The sequence below is a fragment of the Tatumella sp. JGM118 genome (assembly GCF_018257515.1).
Taxonomy (GTDB): domain Bacteria; phylum Pseudomonadota; class Gammaproteobacteria; order Enterobacterales; family Enterobacteriaceae; genus Tatumella; species Tatumella terrea.
Map to the genome: position 1 here is coordinate 1 of NZ_JAERJR010000034.1, position 15,856 is coordinate 15,856.

At 54.9% G+C, this 15,856-nt stretch carries 14 protein-coding genes and 1 pseudogene; 8 read left to right on the forward strand and 7 right to left on the reverse strand.

The features are described from left to right. Window positions 1-364, reverse strand: a 364-nt coding sequence (locus tag JK223_RS16600; protein WP_212715252.1) for a hypothetical protein, incomplete at its 3' end; no start/stop codon positions are given. 110 nt (window positions 365-474) lie between these two features. Then, the gene (locus JK223_RS16605) at window positions 475-1,905 is read right to left on the reverse strand and encodes a PLP-dependent aminotransferase family protein (RefSeq protein ID WP_212715253.1); all 1,431 of its coding nucleotides are present in this window, start codon (window positions 1,903-1,905) and stop codon (window positions 475-477) included. Between the two features lie 89 nt (window positions 1,906-1,994). Between JK223_RS16605 and JK223_RS16610 the strand changes: the two genes are divergently transcribed. The 3 genes from JK223_RS16610 (at window position 1,995) to JK223_RS16620 (ending at window position 4,341) form a co-directional block, all read left to right on the forward strand. Further along, window positions 1,995-2,612 (forward strand): YitT family protein, encoded by a 618-nt coding sequence (locus JK223_RS16610; protein WP_212715264.1) that lies wholly within the window; start codon window positions 1,995-1,997, stop codon window positions 2,610-2,612. Window positions 2,613-3,052: 440 nt separating this feature from the next. Then, window positions 3,053-3,925, forward strand: a complete 873-nt coding sequence (locus JK223_RS16615) for a helix-turn-helix domain-containing protein (RefSeq protein ID WP_212715254.1) — start codon at window positions 3,053-3,055, stop codon at window positions 3,923-3,925. 98 nt (window positions 3,926-4,023) lie between these two features. Beyond that, window positions 4,024-4,341, forward strand: coding sequence for a hypothetical protein (locus JK223_RS16620; RefSeq protein WP_212715255.1), 318 nt, complete (start codon window positions 4,024-4,026; stop codon window positions 4,339-4,341). A 398-nt stretch (window positions 4,342-4,739) separates the two neighbouring features. On the opposite strand, the gene JK223_RS16625 is transcribed toward JK223_RS16620, so the two are convergent. Beyond that, window positions 4,740-5,927, reverse strand: a complete 1,188-nt coding sequence (locus JK223_RS16625; RefSeq protein ID WP_212715256.1) for an NAD(P)/FAD-dependent oxidoreductase — start codon at window positions 5,925-5,927, stop codon at window positions 4,740-4,742. A gap of 233 nt (window positions 5,928-6,160) precedes the next feature. On the opposite strand from JK223_RS16625, the gene pitA reads away from it, so the two are divergent. Beyond that, window positions 6,161-7,648 (forward strand): inorganic phosphate transporter PitA, encoded by a 1,488-nt coding sequence (gene pitA, locus JK223_RS16630; protein WP_212715257.1) that lies wholly within the window; start codon window positions 6,161-6,163, stop codon window positions 7,646-7,648. Between the two features lie 208 nt (window positions 7,649-7,856). Here the strand turns inward: pitA and uspB are convergent, their stop codons facing one another. Next, entirely contained in the window at window positions 7,857-8,192 is a 336-nt protein-coding gene (uspB, locus tag JK223_RS16635) for a universal stress protein UspB (RefSeq protein WP_212715258.1), read from the reverse strand. A gap of 324 nt (window positions 8,193-8,516) precedes the next feature. On the opposite strand from uspB, the gene uspA reads away from it, so the two are divergent. Then, window positions 8,517-8,948 (forward strand): universal stress protein UspA, encoded by a 432-nt coding sequence (gene uspA, locus JK223_RS16640; protein WP_025904093.1) that lies wholly within the window; start codon window positions 8,517-8,519, stop codon window positions 8,946-8,948. A 45-nt stretch (window positions 8,949-8,993) separates the two neighbouring features. Here the strand turns inward: uspA and rsmJ are convergent, their stop codons facing one another. Continuing rightward, complete coding sequence (gene rsmJ / locus JK223_RS16645) at window positions 8,994-9,764, reverse strand: 16S rRNA (guanine(1516)-N(2))-methyltransferase RsmJ (RefSeq protein ID WP_212715259.1); 771 nt, start codon at window positions 9,762-9,764, stop codon at window positions 8,994-8,996. A 6-nt stretch (window positions 9,765-9,770) separates the two neighbouring features. After that, window positions 9,771-11,813, reverse strand: coding sequence for an oligopeptidase A (gene prlC, locus JK223_RS16650; protein WP_212715260.1), 2,043 nt, complete (start codon window positions 11,811-11,813; stop codon window positions 9,771-9,773). 341 nt (window positions 11,814-12,154) lie between these two features. Here prlC and JK223_RS16655 point away from each other — a divergent pair, with 341 nt between their 5' ends. Further along, a complete protein-coding gene (locus JK223_RS16655; protein WP_212715261.1) occupies window positions 12,155-12,997 on the forward strand; it encodes a 23S rRNA (adenine(2030)-N(6))-methyltransferase RlmJ in 843 nt (280 codons plus the stop codon). Window positions 12,998-13,001: 4 nt separating this feature from the next. On the opposite strand, the gene rnz is transcribed toward JK223_RS16655, so the two are convergent. Beyond that, window positions 13,002-13,910 carry a ribonuclease Z gene (rnz, locus tag JK223_RS16660; RefSeq protein ID WP_212715262.1) on the reverse strand — a complete coding sequence of 303 codons (909 nt, stop codon included), beginning with the start codon at window positions 13,908-13,910 and terminating at the stop codon, window positions 13,002-13,004. A gap of 196 nt (window positions 13,911-14,106) precedes the next feature. Between rnz and gorA the strand changes: the two genes are divergently transcribed. Both gorA and JK223_RS17000 read left to right on the forward strand, forming a co-directional pair. After that, window positions 14,107-15,459, forward strand: a complete 1,353-nt coding sequence (gene gorA, locus JK223_RS16665; protein WP_212715263.1) for a glutathione-disulfide reductase — start codon at window positions 14,107-14,109, stop codon at window positions 15,457-15,459. Window positions 15,460-15,588: 129 nt separating this feature from the next. Further along, window positions 15,589-15,856 (forward strand): annotated as a pseudogene (locus tag JK223_RS17000) (IS3 family transposase); the annotation flags it as partial.

Below are 15,856 nucleotides of genomic sequence, written 5' to 3' on the forward strand. Positions count from 1 at the left end.
GGTAGTCTTCCGTAAGGTTTTGCGCCGGGCTGTTGGTTGGCTGGCTGGCTGGGCTATTGACCGGGGTCGCGGGAATACCTGCCCGCCAGGCCGGCCGCCGATCCTTACGCGATCCCCGGGCGAGGATCCCACCGATCCGCAGAAACCTTCCGGGGGCACGATCCCCGCAAATATTACGTCCGCGCCGGGTCCCTGTCGTCCGTTTGTTATCCCGGGCAGGCGAAAGCACGCGCAGTGACCTGAACAACGGCAGCGGCTCTCTGATACTGGCGGAAAGCGCCGGGTGAGGATGCCGCATCGCGCCGGCAGCCGGCAGCCGGCAACAGAGGATACCTGCCACGGCTATGTGAATATCTCTGCGCAAACTGCTGGCCGTGGCCGGAGTACCTCCGCAGGTATTCCGTCACCGGTAGTACATTGACAGGGATTTCACTCCCGCCGGGACACTCTGACCACCGGCAGCGATGGCGCAATTCAGTAAACAGTCCGGCCTGAGAACGGTAAGTCCGGGGGTTCGGGTAACGATGACCAGAGCGGCCGCAGACGCTGAAAAGCCTGTTGTAAAGTGACCTCATCGGCACTGAAAGGCATGCGCAGATAGCGGTCAAATGCGCCGGAGATCCCGAAGCGTGTGCCGGTGCCCAGCAGAATACCCGCGTCACTGGCCCGGGACGCAAAACGGGTCGCCAGCATCCCCGGCAGTTCGACCCAGAAAGATAATCCCCCCGCCGGTACCTGATATTTCCATTCCGGAAACCAGGTCTTCATCAACTGATCACAGGTATCCCGGCGCTGTTGCAGCATCTGCCGGCGCTGCGGTAAAAACTGATCGCTGTTGTCCAGCAACCACTCACAGACGATTTGCTCCGTGATCGGGGAAGCGAGGTCCAGTGAATCACGGATCTGCACCAGAGAAGCAATCTGTGACGCGGAGGCACGGATCCAGCCAATCCTTAATCCTCCCCAGTAACTTTTCGACGCCGAGCCGAGGCAGATCACCTCCCCCGGCCGGGCAAATGCTGCCACCGGCGGCGGCGGAGGCTGCTGATACCATAACTCTGCCAGCGTCTCATCGATTACCAGCGGCGTCCGGTAACGGGCTGCCAGTGCGGTGATTTCCGCACGGCTCTCTTCCCCCATACAGTACCCGGTCGGATTATGGTAATCCGCAATCAGGTAAGCCAGCCGAGGCGAGGTCTGTGCCAGGGCAGCGGCCAGCCCGCCGTGATCCCAGCGGCCCTCCGGCAAAGAAACACCGATCGGCTGGCAGGAAGCCCCGCGGATAGCCGACAACGCAGAAGGGTAAGTGGGATGATCGACCAGCACCCGGTCACCGGGCCCGGTCAGCCACCGGAGAACCAGCGCCAGTCCGCTGACAGCCCCGTTCACGACCATCACTTCATCCGGCCGGGTGGGTAAACCCCGGCAACAATAACGGCGTGCAATCGCTTCTCTCAGCGAAAGTAACCCGCGGGGATCATACCCTGTCGCCAGCGAATACTCAGGGTAGCGCAGTAAAGCCTGACGAAATGCCTGATGGATCTCCGGTCCGGCACTCAGGGAAGCCGTCGATAAATCCAGCGCACTCCCCGCCGACATCGCCCCCGGAATATGCACAGCGCTCTCCGGCAGTGTGATTCGGCTTCCGCTGCCCTGCTGGCTGTGTACGAAACCTTGTTCCCGCAGCAGGGATAAGGCACTGCTCACCGTCGTACGACTGATTTTCAGTCCGGTCGCCAGTTCACGTTCACCCGGCAGACGGGTCCCCTGTACCAGTCGCCCATCCAGGACCAGCAACCGCAGGGCAGAGGCCAGTTGCTGCCACAGCGGGATCCGGGAAGGGCTTTGCTGCCAGTTTCCCAGCATCTCAATCAGAGAGTGATGACCAAGGCGTCTCAGAGACATAGCGATCCACTTTATATAAACTGGCTATTAATTATCGATCCATTTCAGATAACAATCATTTTGCTGTCAACCTGCCACCGGAAAAAATGATGCTGAAACGACTGATACAACTCTATTGCGGATTAACGATATACGGTATTTCCTGTGCCATGTATATCCATTGCGGACTGGGGGCCGACCCCTGGGATGTTTTTCATCTGGGCGTTGCCCGCTGGCTTTCGGTGAATGTCGGCACCGTGATGATTGTGACCGGCGCGCTGGTATTGCTCTTCTGGATCCCTCTGCTGCAGCGTCCTGGCCTGGGGACGCTGAGTAATGTTGTCGTTCTCGGACTGGCTGCTGACGCCGCCCTGGCGGCCATGCCTCCGCTCACCTCGCTGACAGCACGTTGTCTGATGCTGGCAGCGGCCATTATTCTGAACGCGATTGCGACCGTCATGTATATCTGTGCCGGTTTTGGTCCCGGTCCCCGTGATGGCCTGATGACCGGTATACACCGTCGCACCGGTATTTCATTACGGCTGATCCGTACCGTTATCGAAGTCACGGTATTACTGACCGGCTGGCTGGCGGGCGGGACGGTGGGGCCCGGCACCCTGATTTATGCCCTGACCATTGGCCCGTTAATTCAGTTCTTTTTACCCTGGTTCCGCAACGGCAATACTGAACTGGCACCGCGGAAACCTGTGACAAAAGAGCCTGTCTGAGTCGCTACGGCCGTTACCGGCAATGCCGGTAAGTCATCGAAAATAAAAAGGCTGCAAAGTAATGAGCCGGTATAAACCATGGTTTTCTGCCGGCCTTTATTTATCAGCAAGGGATTGTTCCCGTCGCGCCATGACCGGGATGCGTGTCACTCTCCGGAGAGATACTGCGCTAAGAACGCCAGTTCAGTCTCAGAATACTGAATAAAAAGCAGTGGTCCCTATGCCCGTCACAAACTGCCCTGTTTATACCCGCGCCGCGATAAAAAATGCGTGTATACAGAATAACGTTCTGAAATATCTGTCCGGCTAACCGGAGTATTACACGATTAATTATAAATTTAGCTGATTAATAATTACTGCTAAATATATCGTTATCTCTGATTATAGATATTCGTAAACTTTGCCGCTAATATAATAATAATATCAGGGAGGCTGCGTTTATGAATTCATTTACCCGTGATCTGCTGGACTGGATAGAGAACAATCTCACCGGAAAACTGACGATCGATGATGTTTCGGTGAAAGCCGGCTACAGCAAATGGCATTTACAACGCATTTTCAGGGAAGATACCGGCTTTCATCTGGCCTCTTATATTCGTTACCGTAAACTGAATAAAGCGGCGATGATCCTCAGAATGACCCATATGCCCGCGGTGGAAATCAGCGAGTTACTGGGGTTCAGTACCCAGCAGACATTTACGCGATCGTTTACCCGGCATTTCGGAGCCGCCCCTGGCAAATACCGGGATGCCAGTGAGTGGAATTTTCGTGGCATGGTCGCGAGAGCCAGCCCGAATCTGTCAGACCTCCCCGAAGCCGAAACTGTCACTCAGGGGCCGGGCATCATCCCCGGCCTGAGCCTGAGCTATCTTTGTGACTACAGAGAACTGGAAGATGTGAATTATCACTGCGAACAACGTAAGCACTTACTATCAAAAGCGGTCTCGGTATTCAAGGGAACTTTACCCCAGGTTGTCGCTGAAAATTTCGAGCCCGACACGGATTGCGGACGCGTAAAGTTCACCCTGACATTCCAGCGCCATTTGCAGGAAGTTTGCTACCGGAACGCTTCCCCGGACAGGTTTCTGCGCTTTAGCTTTTCCGGCACCCGCCAACAGTTAATCAATATGCAGGCGGATATCTATCAGTATGTGATGCCTTTCCGCCCGGAAGCCCGCCGTCAGGGGCACGATTTCTTTGTCTGTCATCCGCAATTGCCTGTTATTTCTCCTGAACTGAACGATACCTTCTCCGGGTCGTACTATATTCCTGTCTCGGTTTCCCGTAGTGACCCACTGCCACCCTGTATGTAAGATATCCGGCACAAAGCCATTATCATGGGAAGGGATGAACCGCATTGGCGGCCCGGGGAATACCCGGCACTTTCCCATGATCAACACCAGGAGTTGCCGTGAAATTTCGTTCCACGTTATGTTTTGCTGTTCTTACTTCAGCCATCAGTTTTACCGCTGCAGCCCAATGGCCACCGGAAACCGGTGCGAAGGTACCGGGCAATGCCCTGGAGTATCCCACCCGCCTCTCTGCCGTTAACAGTTCACTGGAACAGATGCTGGACCAGGGCGGAGTGATCATTTCCTCGACCCTCGGGACTGACGGGCCGATCGTGACCCTCAGAAAAGGCAAACATTACATTTTTTGTGTGCTGAAAGGTGCCGGTAGCGGTTCAGATCAGAATGTGGCCACGTCGAAATGTTATGCCATGAACTGAGATTCAGATGACCGTCCCCCCAGTCATGCAGAGCAATGTCCTTTTCCGGACCGGAGAGCTGCCCGCAGTTTCCGGCTCAGGAACGATGGCCGGTGGCAGCGTCCGTTGAGCGTTCAGGAATAAGCATTCGGCAGTGCAAGTGCAGGGCTGCCGGTTCAGGTGCAGTTTTCAGAAATACCGGGTCATCCACCGTCAGTGGCCCGCGACCAGGATAAAAAACGTTTTGCAGACGCCGGTACGCCGGTTTCCGGGACTGACATCAGCACAGCGTTCCGGGCGACTCCCCGGCGATTCCGGACGGGTAGCAGCCGGAGCTCGAACGTCAGGGCCGTTATAACGCTTAACGGCCCTTCAGAGCCGCAGCCCGGCAGACGGTATCATGCACTGCTGTTCGCGACTTACAGCGCCGCAGCACAGGCGGCAGCGGAACTCCAGGCCCACTGGAAGTTATATCCCCCCAGCCAGCCGGTCACATCGACCACTTCGCCGATGAAAAAGAGCCCCGGCACATCACGCGCTTCCATGGTCCGCGAGGAGAGCTGGTCGGTATCGACGCCCCCCAGTGTGACTTCGGCAGTACGGTAACCCTCTGTGCCGTTCGGCTGCACTGACCAGCCGTTCAGCTGCCCGATCAGCTGTTGTTGCTGTTTGCTGTTCAGTTGCCTGAGCGTCAGGTCCGGCACCACTTCCAGTTGCTGCAATATCTCGGTCAATCGTTTCGGCAGCAGTTTTGCCAGACAATTCTTCAGGCTCAGGTTTGGGTGCGTTTCACGCTGCCGGTTAAGGAAGTCTTCCAGCGGCGTTTCAGGCACCAGATTTATCTCCAGGGCTTCTCCCGGTTGCCAGTAACTGGAAATCTGCAGCATGGAAGGGCCTGAAAGGCCACGATGGGTAAAGAGCATCGCTTCTTTAAACTGCTTTCCATCACTCGCTGTGACCGTCACCGGTACCGCCACGCCCGACAGAGGTTGCAGCTGTTCCAGTAACGGCTTATGCAAGGTAAAGGGTACCAGGGCTGCCCGTGTCGGCAGGACACGCAGTCCGAACTGTGCGGCAAGTTTATAGCCGAAAGGGGTGGCACCCAGGCCCGGCATGGATAAGCCTCCGGAAGCGACAACAAGTTTGCGGGTACTTACATTCGTTCCGTTAAGCTGTAACCGGTACTCACCGTCCGGGGTCCGTTCGGTCTGCAGGATCTCTGTGCGCAAACGCAGAGTCACCTTAGCCGCCTCACATTCCGCCAGCAACATATCGACGATCTGTTGTGCCGAGTCATCACAAAAGAGCTGGCCGAGTGTTTTTTCATGCCACGCGATCCCATAGCGATTGACCAGCTCAATAAAATCCCACTGTGTATAGCGAGCGAGTGCTGACTTACAAAAGTGTGGGTTTTGGGAAAGATACGCGCCGGGTTCGGTATACAGGTTGGTAAAATTACAGCGACCGCCCCCGGACATAAGGATTTTGCGTCCCGCTTTTTTACCATTATCCAGCACCAGCACATTCAGGCCACGCTGTCCGGCCTGAGCGGCACAAAACAGGCCGGCAGCCCCCGCTCCGACGATGATTACGTCAAACTTTTCCATGCTTCCCCCGGCTAAAAACGGCTGATTGTAATGAGATGGTGTTCCGGACTCCAGAATGAAAATTTCTTATGCAGAGGGCATTAGCATAACTAATTAATTTAAAAGATATTTTATAAATTAATTTTCCCTTAATCTGGCTGCAGGCACAAAAAAAGCGATATTTTCCTTTCCTGAACGCACCTCTCTCGCTGATAATGCGCCAGGTTCATGTCCTCAAAAAATGGCGTAACGTTATGCTACATCTTTTTGCTGGTATCGATATAAGTACTGGCCTGTTACTGGTAGTGGCTCTGTTGTTTGTTTTGTTCTACGAAGCAATCAACGGGTTTCATGATACCGCTAATGCAGTTGCAACGGTAATCTATACCCGCGCGATGCGTGCGCAGCTTGCTGTCGCAATGGCCGGTATCTTTAACTTCTTAGGGGTTCTGTTAGGCGGACTCAGCGTAGCTTATGCTATTGTCCATATGCTGCCGACCGACCTGTTGCTTAACGTGGGATCTGCTCACGGGCTGGCCATGGTCTTTTCCATGTTACTGGCAGCAATTATCTGGAACCTCGGTACCTGGTATTTCGGTTTACCCGCATCCAGTTCTCATACACTTATCGGGGCTATTATCGGTATAGCACTGACGAATGCGTTAACCACCGGCACGTCGCTGGTTGAAGCACTCAATATCCCGAAAGTGGTCAACATCTTTATGTCTCTGATCCTGTCACCGATTGTCGGTATGGTATTAGCGGGCTTATTGATCTTCCTGCTGCGTAAGTACTGGAGCGGTACGCGTAAGCGCTCACGCATTCATATGACGCCGGCAGAACGCGAGAAGATTGACGGTAAGAAAAAACCGCCGTTCTGGACCCGGATTGCACTTATAGTCTCGGCGATCGGTGTCAGTTACTCCCATGGTGCTAACGATGGCCAGAAAGGTATCGGCCTGATTATGCTGGTGCTTATCGGGGTTGCCCCGGCCGGATTTGTGGTGAATATGGGAGCATCCGGATACGATATTACCCGTACGCGGGATGCCGTTGACCATCTGGAGCAGTACTATCAGCAGAACAGTCAGTCGTTGCAAACCATCATTGCCCCGGCACTGACGCCTGCTGCGATGAGTACCCCGGTTGAAGAATTCCACTGCAGTAACGAACGTGCACTGGAAGCGGTAGCCCATGCCCGCGGTATGCTTACCAATCTGACCAGTTATGATCAGTTAACCCCGGAAAATCGGGCCCAGTTACGTCGTTTACTGCTGTGTATCTCGGATACTGCAGATAAAGTGGCAAAACTGCCGCAGACCAGTGCGCAGAATCAGCGTTATCTGGGTGACCTGCGTCATGATCTGCTGGGCACTATCGAATATGCCCCGATCTGGATTATCTTTGCCGTTGCTCTGGCGCTCTCTGCCGGCACTATGGTCGGCTGGCGTCGCGTTGCCACGACTATCGGTGAGAAAATCGGTAAGAAAGGAATGACCTATGCCCAGGGGATGTCTGCTCAGGTGACTGCCGCAGCGTCTATCGGGATTGCCAGTTATACCGGGATGCCGGTCTCTACCACGCATATTCTGTCATCTTCGGTGGCCGGAACGATGCTGGTTGATGGCGGTGGCCTGCAAGGTAAAACGATCAAGAATATTGCGATGGCCTGGATTTTAACCCTGCCGGTCTCTGTTCTGTTATCCGCATCGTTATACTGGATTGCCTTACAGATTATCTGATGCTCTTACCCTGAAAGAACAGGCTGCCCACGGGCAGCCTTTTTTTATGCGTTTTGCGTAGCCATCAGGGGATGAAGGTTTTTCTGGCCTATGCTATTTACTGTGGACAATGCCGCCCGCCTCAGGAGCCGGATCCACCGGTAGTGATATGTCATCCTGCCTGTTACGGCTTTCAGAACGGCAATGCCAGTCTCTGACCTGACTGTCATCAATGCAGTATCAGCAGCCCCGCCAGGGCAATGACCACAGCGGCACAGAGGGCACTGGTCAGAATAAACTGGCGACGCACCTGCTCACACCGGAAGATAAATTCATATTCCTGATGGCCGCGGTAACGTCGTTCATAAAGGTATCGGGCCAGTTGCAGTTGCATGGCCGGACGCCCCCGCGGAGTAAAAAAACCTGCCCCGTCTACCTGTTGATACAGATGAGGGTCACAGGTCCGCATGACCGCCAGTAAGGTCCGTAACGCCGAAAAGTACCGCACTATATTTATCGCACAGACAATACAGGTCGCGGTAAAAAGTGCCATGATTATGATCATCCTGCTTCTCTGCCCCTCCCCTGAGACTCATATTAGGCGGCCTGTCAGAACCTCGCGCGCGCAAGCACGTCCTGCCGCCGCGATCGGCTGTCATAATTTTTAAGGCCGGAGGAACGGGTTATATCACGTCCTTTTGAGCTGCTTCACACTTCCCGCTTACCGGCCGGCAGACAATACTTCTATACTCAGTTGAAGAGCCGTATGGTAGGATAAATCCACAGCACACAACAGAAAATCGTCATCGTGGTCGGCGGCTTACCCGCTCAGGTGTGTCACCTTACCTATGCTGCTGACCCTTACTTTTTCCGCTTTAAGGAGTCTGTCATGTCTTATAAACATATTCTGGTCGCAGTTGACCTTTCACCGGAAAGTCAGCTGCTGGTTGAGAAAGCGGTCTCTCTCGCCAGCCCCTATGAAGCTAAAGTCTCTTTAATTCATGTAGACGTGAACTATTCAGATCTCTACACCGGACTGATTGACGTAAACCTCGGTGATATGCAAAAACGCATCTCCCAGGAAACACAAACGGCCCTGACCGAATTATCGACCAATGCCGGCTATCAGATCAGCCAGACACTGAGCGGCAGTGGCGACCTGGCGCAGGTGTTGCTGGACGCGATTAACCGTTATCAGGTGGACCTGGTTATTTGCGGCCACCACCAGGATTTCTGGAGCAAACTGATGTCTTCCGCACGTCAGCTCATCAACACCGTGCATATCGATATGCTGATTGTTCCTATGAAGGATGACGAATAATCGTCGCTGAACCGGCCCAGTCCTGCGGGACAGGGCCGTTTTCTGTCAGTCCGTGTTCTCTGTCACCGGATCCAGTGACGGATAAATATCGAACCGATGACTTTTGGTCACCACCGCGGAGCTGGTTGCCACACCATCCAGCGGTTCGGCGTAGTCCGGACGTTTAACCACTATCCGTTTTTTTGCCAGCCACCTGGCCGGTGTCAGCAGAGAATCGGCATCCTCATCCGCCCCCACCAGCGACTGAAAGACCCGCATCTCTTTTTTCACCATGGCGCTTTTCTGCCGATGGGGATACATCGGGTCCAGATAGACCACGTCCGGGCGCGGGCTGATTTCTGTCAGTGCCTGCTGACTGGTCGCATGGATCAGTGTCAGACGCTGCTGTAACCAGTGACCGATTTCCGCATCACGATAACCACGCTGCAGACCGTCGTCGAGTAACGCGGCCACCACCGGATGACGTTCCAGCATTCTGACCCGGCAACCGGTCGCCGCCAGTACGAAAGCATCACGGCCTAATCCCGCCGTGGCATCCACCACATCAGGCAGGTAGTTGCCTTTAATGCCGACGGCTTTCGCCACCGCTTCTCCACGCCCGCCACCGAATTTACGGCGATGAGCCATCGCGCCGGACACAAAATCGACATAGATACCGCCGAGTTTGGGCTCATCACGCTTTCGTAATTCCAGCCGCTCCGGTGTCATCACCAGCGCCATCGGGGCGGTTTCGTCGTGGGTTAACTGCCAGCGCTGTGCCAGAACAGATAAGGCGCCGTCTCCGGCGCCTGTTTCGTCAATCAGACAAATGTTCACCCGGAGTTATCCCTGGATCCCGTAATGCTCAAGCATCGCATCCAGCTCCGGTTCACGTCCGCGGAAACGGGTGAAGAGCACCATCGGTTCTTCAGAGCCTCCGCGACTCAGGATGTTATCGAGGAATGACTGACCGGTTTCGCGGTTGAAAATCCCCTCTTCCTCAAAGCGTGAGTAAGCATCGGCGGCCAGCACATCCGCCCACAGATAGCTGTAATAGCCTGCGGCATATCCGCCGGCAAACACATGGCTGAAGGCATGCGGGAAACGTCCCCAGGACGGAGAAGGGACAACCGCAACCTCTTTCTTCACTTCCTGCAGGGTTTCCAGCAGTCGTGCGCCTTTCGCCGGGTCATAACCGGCGTGCAGACGGAAGTCAAACAGCCCGAATTCCAGCTGACGCAGAATAAACATGGCCGCATTGTAGTTTTTCGCTGCCAGCATTTTTTCCAGCAGATCCTCAGGTAATGGCTCACCGGTTTCATAATGGCCGGAGATAAAGGCCAGTGCATCCGGCTCCCAGCACCAGTTTTCCATAAACTGGCTTGGCAGCTCGACGGCATCCCACGGCACTCCGCTGATGCCGGAAACGCCTGCGGTATCCACTTCTGTCAGCATGTGGTGCAGGCCATGACCGAACTCATGGAACAGGGTGATCACTTCATCATGGGTGAACAGCGCCGGCTGGCCTTTCAGAGGACGGTTAAAGTTACAGGTCAGGTACGCGACCGGTTTTTGCACTGAACCATCGGCACGGCGACGGCGACCTGCGCAATCGTCCATCCAGGCGCCGCCACGTTTATTCTCACGGGCATACAGGTCGAGGTAAAAGCTGCCACGCAGCTCACCGCTCTCATCATACAGTTCAAAGAAACGGACATCCGGATGCCAGACATCCACATCCTTACGCTCTTTCGCCGTGATCCCGTAAATACGTTTGACGACTTCAAAAAGACCGCTGACGGCTTTGTCTTCAGGGAAGTAAGGACGTAACTGCTCATCACTGATGGTGTAGAGGTGCTGTTTCTGTTTCTCTGCATACCAGGTGATATCCCACGGTTCCAGGGTATCGACTCCGTAATGGGTTTTGGCAAACTCACGCAGCTGTGCCAGCTCTTTCTCACCCTGTGGCCGCGCGCGCTTCGCCAGATCACTCAGGAAATCCAATACCTGCTGCGGGGACTGCGCCATTTTGGTCGCCAGCGATTTTTCCGCAAATGACCCGAAACCTAATAACTGTGCAAATTCATGGCGTAATGCCAGCTCTTCTTCGATCAGCGGGCCATTATCCCATTTTCCGGCATTCGGCCCCTGGTCGGAGGCCCGGGTGCCGTAAGCGCGATACATCTCTTCACGCAGCGCCGCATTCTCGCAGTAGGTCATCACCGGCAGGTAACTCGGGATGTCCAGCGTCAGTAACCAGCCCTGCTGCTCTTTCGCTTCCGCACGGGCTTTCGCTGCCGCCAGCGCGCTCTCCGGCATCCCGGCCAGCTCGGCTTCGTCGGTGATAAGCTTGCTCCAGCCCATGGTGGCATCCAGCACATTGTTACTGTACGCCGCACCGATCTCCGATAAACGGGCCGCAATCTCACCGTAACGTTGCTGTTTGTCCTTTGGCAGACCGATGCCGGATAACTCAAAATCACGCAGGGCGTTATCGACGACTTTTTTCTGTTCCAGAGTCAGGGTGGCGTAGTTATCACTCTCTTTCAGGCTGACATAGGCCTTGTATAACCCTTCATGCTGTCCAAGCCAGGTACCGTATTCAGAGAGCAGAGGTAACACCTGCTCATAAGCTTCACGTAACTCAGGACTGTTCTGCACCGAATTCAGATGGCTGACCGGAGAAAACAGACGTCCCAGACGATCATCACTCTCTGCCAGCGGTTCACACAATGTCTCCCAGGTATAAGGGCCTTCCTGAGCAACGACTTTTTCAACCGCACTCCGGCAGTCTTTTAACGCTTCGGTAACGGCAGGCACCACATGTTCCGGTTTAATCAACGAAAACGGCGGCAGTATGAACGGTGTCAGTAATGGGTTAGTCATAGCACAATCCTGTTGGTGTTAGAGGGCGCTTTGCTTGCGCGATAAAAGAAGCATGGGGGCTGACACACAGAAAATCAATGATCCGCCATCCGCAGACCCCGGAGAGGCGAAAGGTAACGCCGCTCTGCCCCGGGTAAACCGCTTCCGCCTTCCCTGCGGGTTCGCTGAACCGGGCGGATAAATCATGAGCGTTGCTACTGCCCTACCGGCAATACTGCTATACTCTGCGCCCGCGACAGAGGAGCACTGCCTGGCAGACCTGCTTTGTCTTTGCCGTGAGGGTGTGACGATAGCCGGGTTTACACCTCACAGAATACAGTTTTTATCAGAAGGTTAACGACATGCTGAGCTATCGTCATAGTTTCCACGCAGGTAATCATGCGGATGTGTTAAAACATACCGTTCAGAGCCTGATCATCCAGTCACTCGGTGAAAAAGAGAAACCGTTTCTCTATCTGGATACCCACGCCGGTGCCGGGCGCTACTTACTGAACAGTGCGCATGCGGAACGTACCGGGGAGTATATGGAAGGGATCGGTCGGATCTGGCAAAACCCGGAAGCTCCGGAGCCACTGAAACCGTATCTTTCTGCGGTCAGCGCACTGAACCCGTCCGGTCGTCTGAAGTATTACCCGGGCTCCCCGCTGATTGCCCGTCATCTGTTACGGGAGCAGGACACTATCGAACTGACCGAACTGCATCCGACAGATTATCCGTTATTACGGAATGAATTCCTGAAAGATGACCGCGCACGTGTTGCCCGGGGGGATGGTTATCAGCAGCTGAAAGCCAAACTGCCGCCGGCATCGCGCCGTGGCCTGATCCTAATCGACCCTCCCTACGAGATGAAGAGCGATTACCAGGCCGTGGTCGCCGGGATCCAGGAAGGGTACAAACGTTTCGCGACCGGAGTCTTTGCCCTCTGGTATCCGGTTGTTCTGCGTCAGCAGATTAAACGTATGCTGAGCGAATTACAGGCGACCGGCATTAAACGCATCCTGCAGATTGAACTGGCGGTTCGTCCGGACAGTGACCAGCGCGGTATGACAGCCTCCGGCATGATTGTTATTAATCCCCCGTGGAAGCTGGCGACAGAGATGGAAGCGGTGCTGCCATGGCTGCACAAACAACTGTCGCCTGCCGGCACCGGACACACGCTGGTGAACTGGGTGGTCCCGGAGTAACGCCTCAGATTTCGATCACCGCAAAATCCTGTGCCAGTCCGGTGGCTGTAAACACTGACTGACACTCTGCCAGTAACCGGGGCATATCCTGTGCCCCGTACCGTGAGCTGAAGTGTGTCGCAATCAGCCGGCCAGCCCCGGCATCGCGGGCTATCTGTGCGGCCTGTATCGTGGTCGAATGGCCACGACTATTCGCTTTTTCTGCCATGGCCGCCTCCAGCGTGGTTTCATGCACCATCACATCCACCCCTCGCGCCAGGCTCAGGCTGGCTTCTGCCGGGGCCGTATCCCCGAAAATAGCGACCGATTTGCCTTTCACGGCAGGGCCCAGATACGCGGTACCGTCAATCTGACGTCCGTCGTCCAGCGTCACGGTTTTTCCCTGTTTCAGTATCTGAAACCACGGACCGGAAGGGATCCCGTCGGCCTTCAGCCGGGCCGCATCCAGGGTGCCGGGTTTATCGTGTTGTTCTATACGGTAACCCAGACAGGGCACGACATGGTTCATCGGGTACGCCGTGACGCGATATTCGCCGTCATCCAGCACCACGCCGGCTTCAATCTCGATGATTTCCATCGGGAAACTCACCCAGGAACTGCTGAGTGACAGGGCATTGTCCACGAAGGCTTTGATCCCCGGCGGGCCGTAAATGGTCAGCGGCTGGCTGATACTGGCCATCGACCGGCTGGTCAGCAGTCCCGGTAAGCCGAAGATATGATCCCCATGCAGATGCGTGATAAAGATTTTTTCCAGCTTGCCGGGCTTTAACGCGCTACGCATATACTGGTGCTGGGTCGCTTCACCACAGTCAAACAGCCAGTCCCCGCCCGGCGGCAGCGACAGTGCGATGGCGGTGACATTACGTTGCAGGCTGGGAACCCCTGCGCAGGTGCCCAGAAAAGTCAGGTACATGCTATGCTTCCGGTAGTAGAGTCAGACCAGTGGGCATCCTATCACAACCATAGGTGCAAACTTTGCGGCATTTGCCGGAGTCGCGCTACACTGGTCGGCATGAAATACAGTACAGCAGACACTGCCAGCGGCTATCCGGTGATGGCCTGAGCCCGGCACAGCATTCTGCTCAACCCGAAACGGACGGACATTTTCAATGACTAAACATTACGACTATCTTGCTATTGGCGGCGGCAGTGGCGGTATCGCATCCATTAACCGTGCAGCGATGTATGGCAGGAAATGTGCCCTGATTGAAGCAAAAGAGCTGGGTGGCACCTGTGTGAACGTCGGCTGTGTACCGAAAAAGGTCATGTGGCACGCTGCACAGATCGCCGAAGCTATTAAGCTGTATGGTCCGGATTATGGTTTCGATACCACCGTAAACCAATTCGACTGGGCAACGCTGGTAAAAAGCCGTACGGCCTATATCGATCGTATCCACAATTCCTATGACAATGTCCTGGGTAAAAATAAAGTCGACGTTATCAAAGGGTTTGCACGCTTTATCGATGCGCATACCGTGGAAGTCAACGGTGAGAAGATCACCGCGGACCATATTCTGATTGCGACCGGCGGACGTCCGAGCCACCCTGACATCCCGGGGGCTGAGTACGGTATTGATTCTGACGGGTTCTTTGACCTGCAGGAACTGCCAAAACGCGTCGCTGTGATCGGTGCCGGATATATTGCGGTCGAGATTGCCGGTGTGGTCAACGGCCTGGGGGCAGAGACCCATCTGTTTGTCCGTAAGCAGTCACCGTTACGCCAGTTCGATCCGTTATTATCGGAAACCCTGGTGGAAGTGATGAATGCCGAAGGGCCACTCCTGCATACCCATGCGACCCCGCAGAAAGTCGATAAAAATGCGGATGGCAGCCTGACACTGACACTGGAAAACGGTGACAGCTACACCGTCGATTGCCTGGTCTGGGCCATCGGCCGTCAACCGGCGACGGACAACCTAAACCTGGCGGTCACCGGCGTCGAACTCAACGATAAAGGGCACATTGTGGTGGATAAATTCCAGAACACTTCTGTGCCCGGCCTCTATGCCGTCGGCGATAATACCGGCGCGGTTGAACTCACGCCGGTTGCGGTGGCTGCGGGTCGTCGTCTGTCCGAACGTCTGTTTAACAACAAACCGGACGAACATCTGGACTACAGCAATATTCCGACCGTGGTCTTTAGTCATCCGCCTATCGGCACCGTGGGTTTATCCGAACCTCAGGCCCGTGAACAGTACGGTGATGACGCCGTGAAGGTATATACCTCCTCCTTCACCGCCATGTATACCGCCGTGACACAGCATCGTCAGCCCTGCCGTATGAAGCTGGTGTGTGCCGGCCCGGAAGAAAAAATCGTCGGTATTCATGGCATCGGTTTTGGTATGGACGAAATGTTGCAGGGCTTTGCGGTCGCACTGAAAATGGGCGCGACCAAGAAAGACTTTGATAACACCGTCGCCATCCACCCGACCGGTGCAGAAGAGTTTGTGACAATGCGCTGATCACAGCCCGCATCCGGGTCCCCCGGGTGCTAATGTCTGCATTAAGCCCGTCACCGACGGGCTTTTTTATTGATTGTCCCGCCCTGAATCACGTCGATACTTTCTGACCCTATTACGGAAAACGTGATAATGACGGAGTTCAAACGCACCCAACGCGATTATCCTCTATCCTTTAAAATAGCCGTCGTTGAGCAGGTCGAAAAAGGTGAGATGACCTATAAACAGGCCCGGCTGCGATAGGGTATTCAGGGACGCTCCACCGTAATTGTCTGGCTGCGAAAATATGGCCTGCCTGACTGGAGACCCGGACTTCCTGACCTGGTGAAGAGGAAACTGCCTATGGCTCAGACAACTATCCCGCTTACACCCGAGCAAAGAATCAGGGAACTTGAAGAAC

What these genes read in the sequence shown, in the direction of transcription:
- gorA (WP_212715263.1), top strand. Translation starts at nt 14,107, where the DNA reads ATGACTAAACATTACGACTATCTTGCTATTGGCGGCGGCAGTGGCGGT.
- JK223_RS16610 (WP_212715264.1), top strand. Translation starts at nt 1,995, where the DNA reads ATGCTGAAACGACTGATACAACTCTATTGCGGATTAACGATATACGGT.
- uspA (WP_025904093.1), top strand. Translation starts at nt 8,517, where the DNA reads ATGTCTTATAAACATATTCTGGTCGCAGTTGACCTTTCACCGGAAAGT.
- JK223_RS16605 (WP_212715253.1), bottom strand. Translation starts at nt 1,905, where the DNA reads ATGTCTCTGAGACGCCTTGGTCATCACTCTCTGATTGAGATGCTGGGA.
- rnz (WP_212715262.1), bottom strand. Translation starts at nt 13,910, where the DNA reads ATGTACCTGACTTTTCTGGGCACCTGCGCAGGGGTTCCCAGCCTGCAA.
- uspB (WP_212715258.1), bottom strand. Translation starts at nt 8,192, where the DNA reads ATGATCATAATCATGGCACTTTTTACCGCGACCTGTATTGTCTGTGCG.
- JK223_RS16615 (WP_212715254.1), top strand. Translation starts at nt 3,053, where the DNA reads ATGAATTCATTTACCCGTGATCTGCTGGACTGGATAGAGAACAATCTC.
- JK223_RS16655 (WP_212715261.1), top strand. Translation starts at nt 12,155, where the DNA reads ATGCTGAGCTATCGTCATAGTTTCCACGCAGGTAATCATGCGGATGTG.
- JK223_RS16625 (WP_212715256.1), bottom strand. Translation starts at nt 5,927, where the DNA reads ATGGAAAAGTTTGACGTAATCATCGTCGGAGCGGGGGCTGCCGGCCTG.
- pitA (WP_212715257.1), top strand. Translation starts at nt 6,161, where the DNA reads ATGCTACATCTTTTTGCTGGTATCGATATAAGTACTGGCCTGTTACTG.
- prlC (WP_212715260.1), bottom strand. Translation starts at nt 11,813, where the DNA reads ATGACTAACCCATTACTGACACCGTTCATACTGCCGCCGTTTTCGTTG.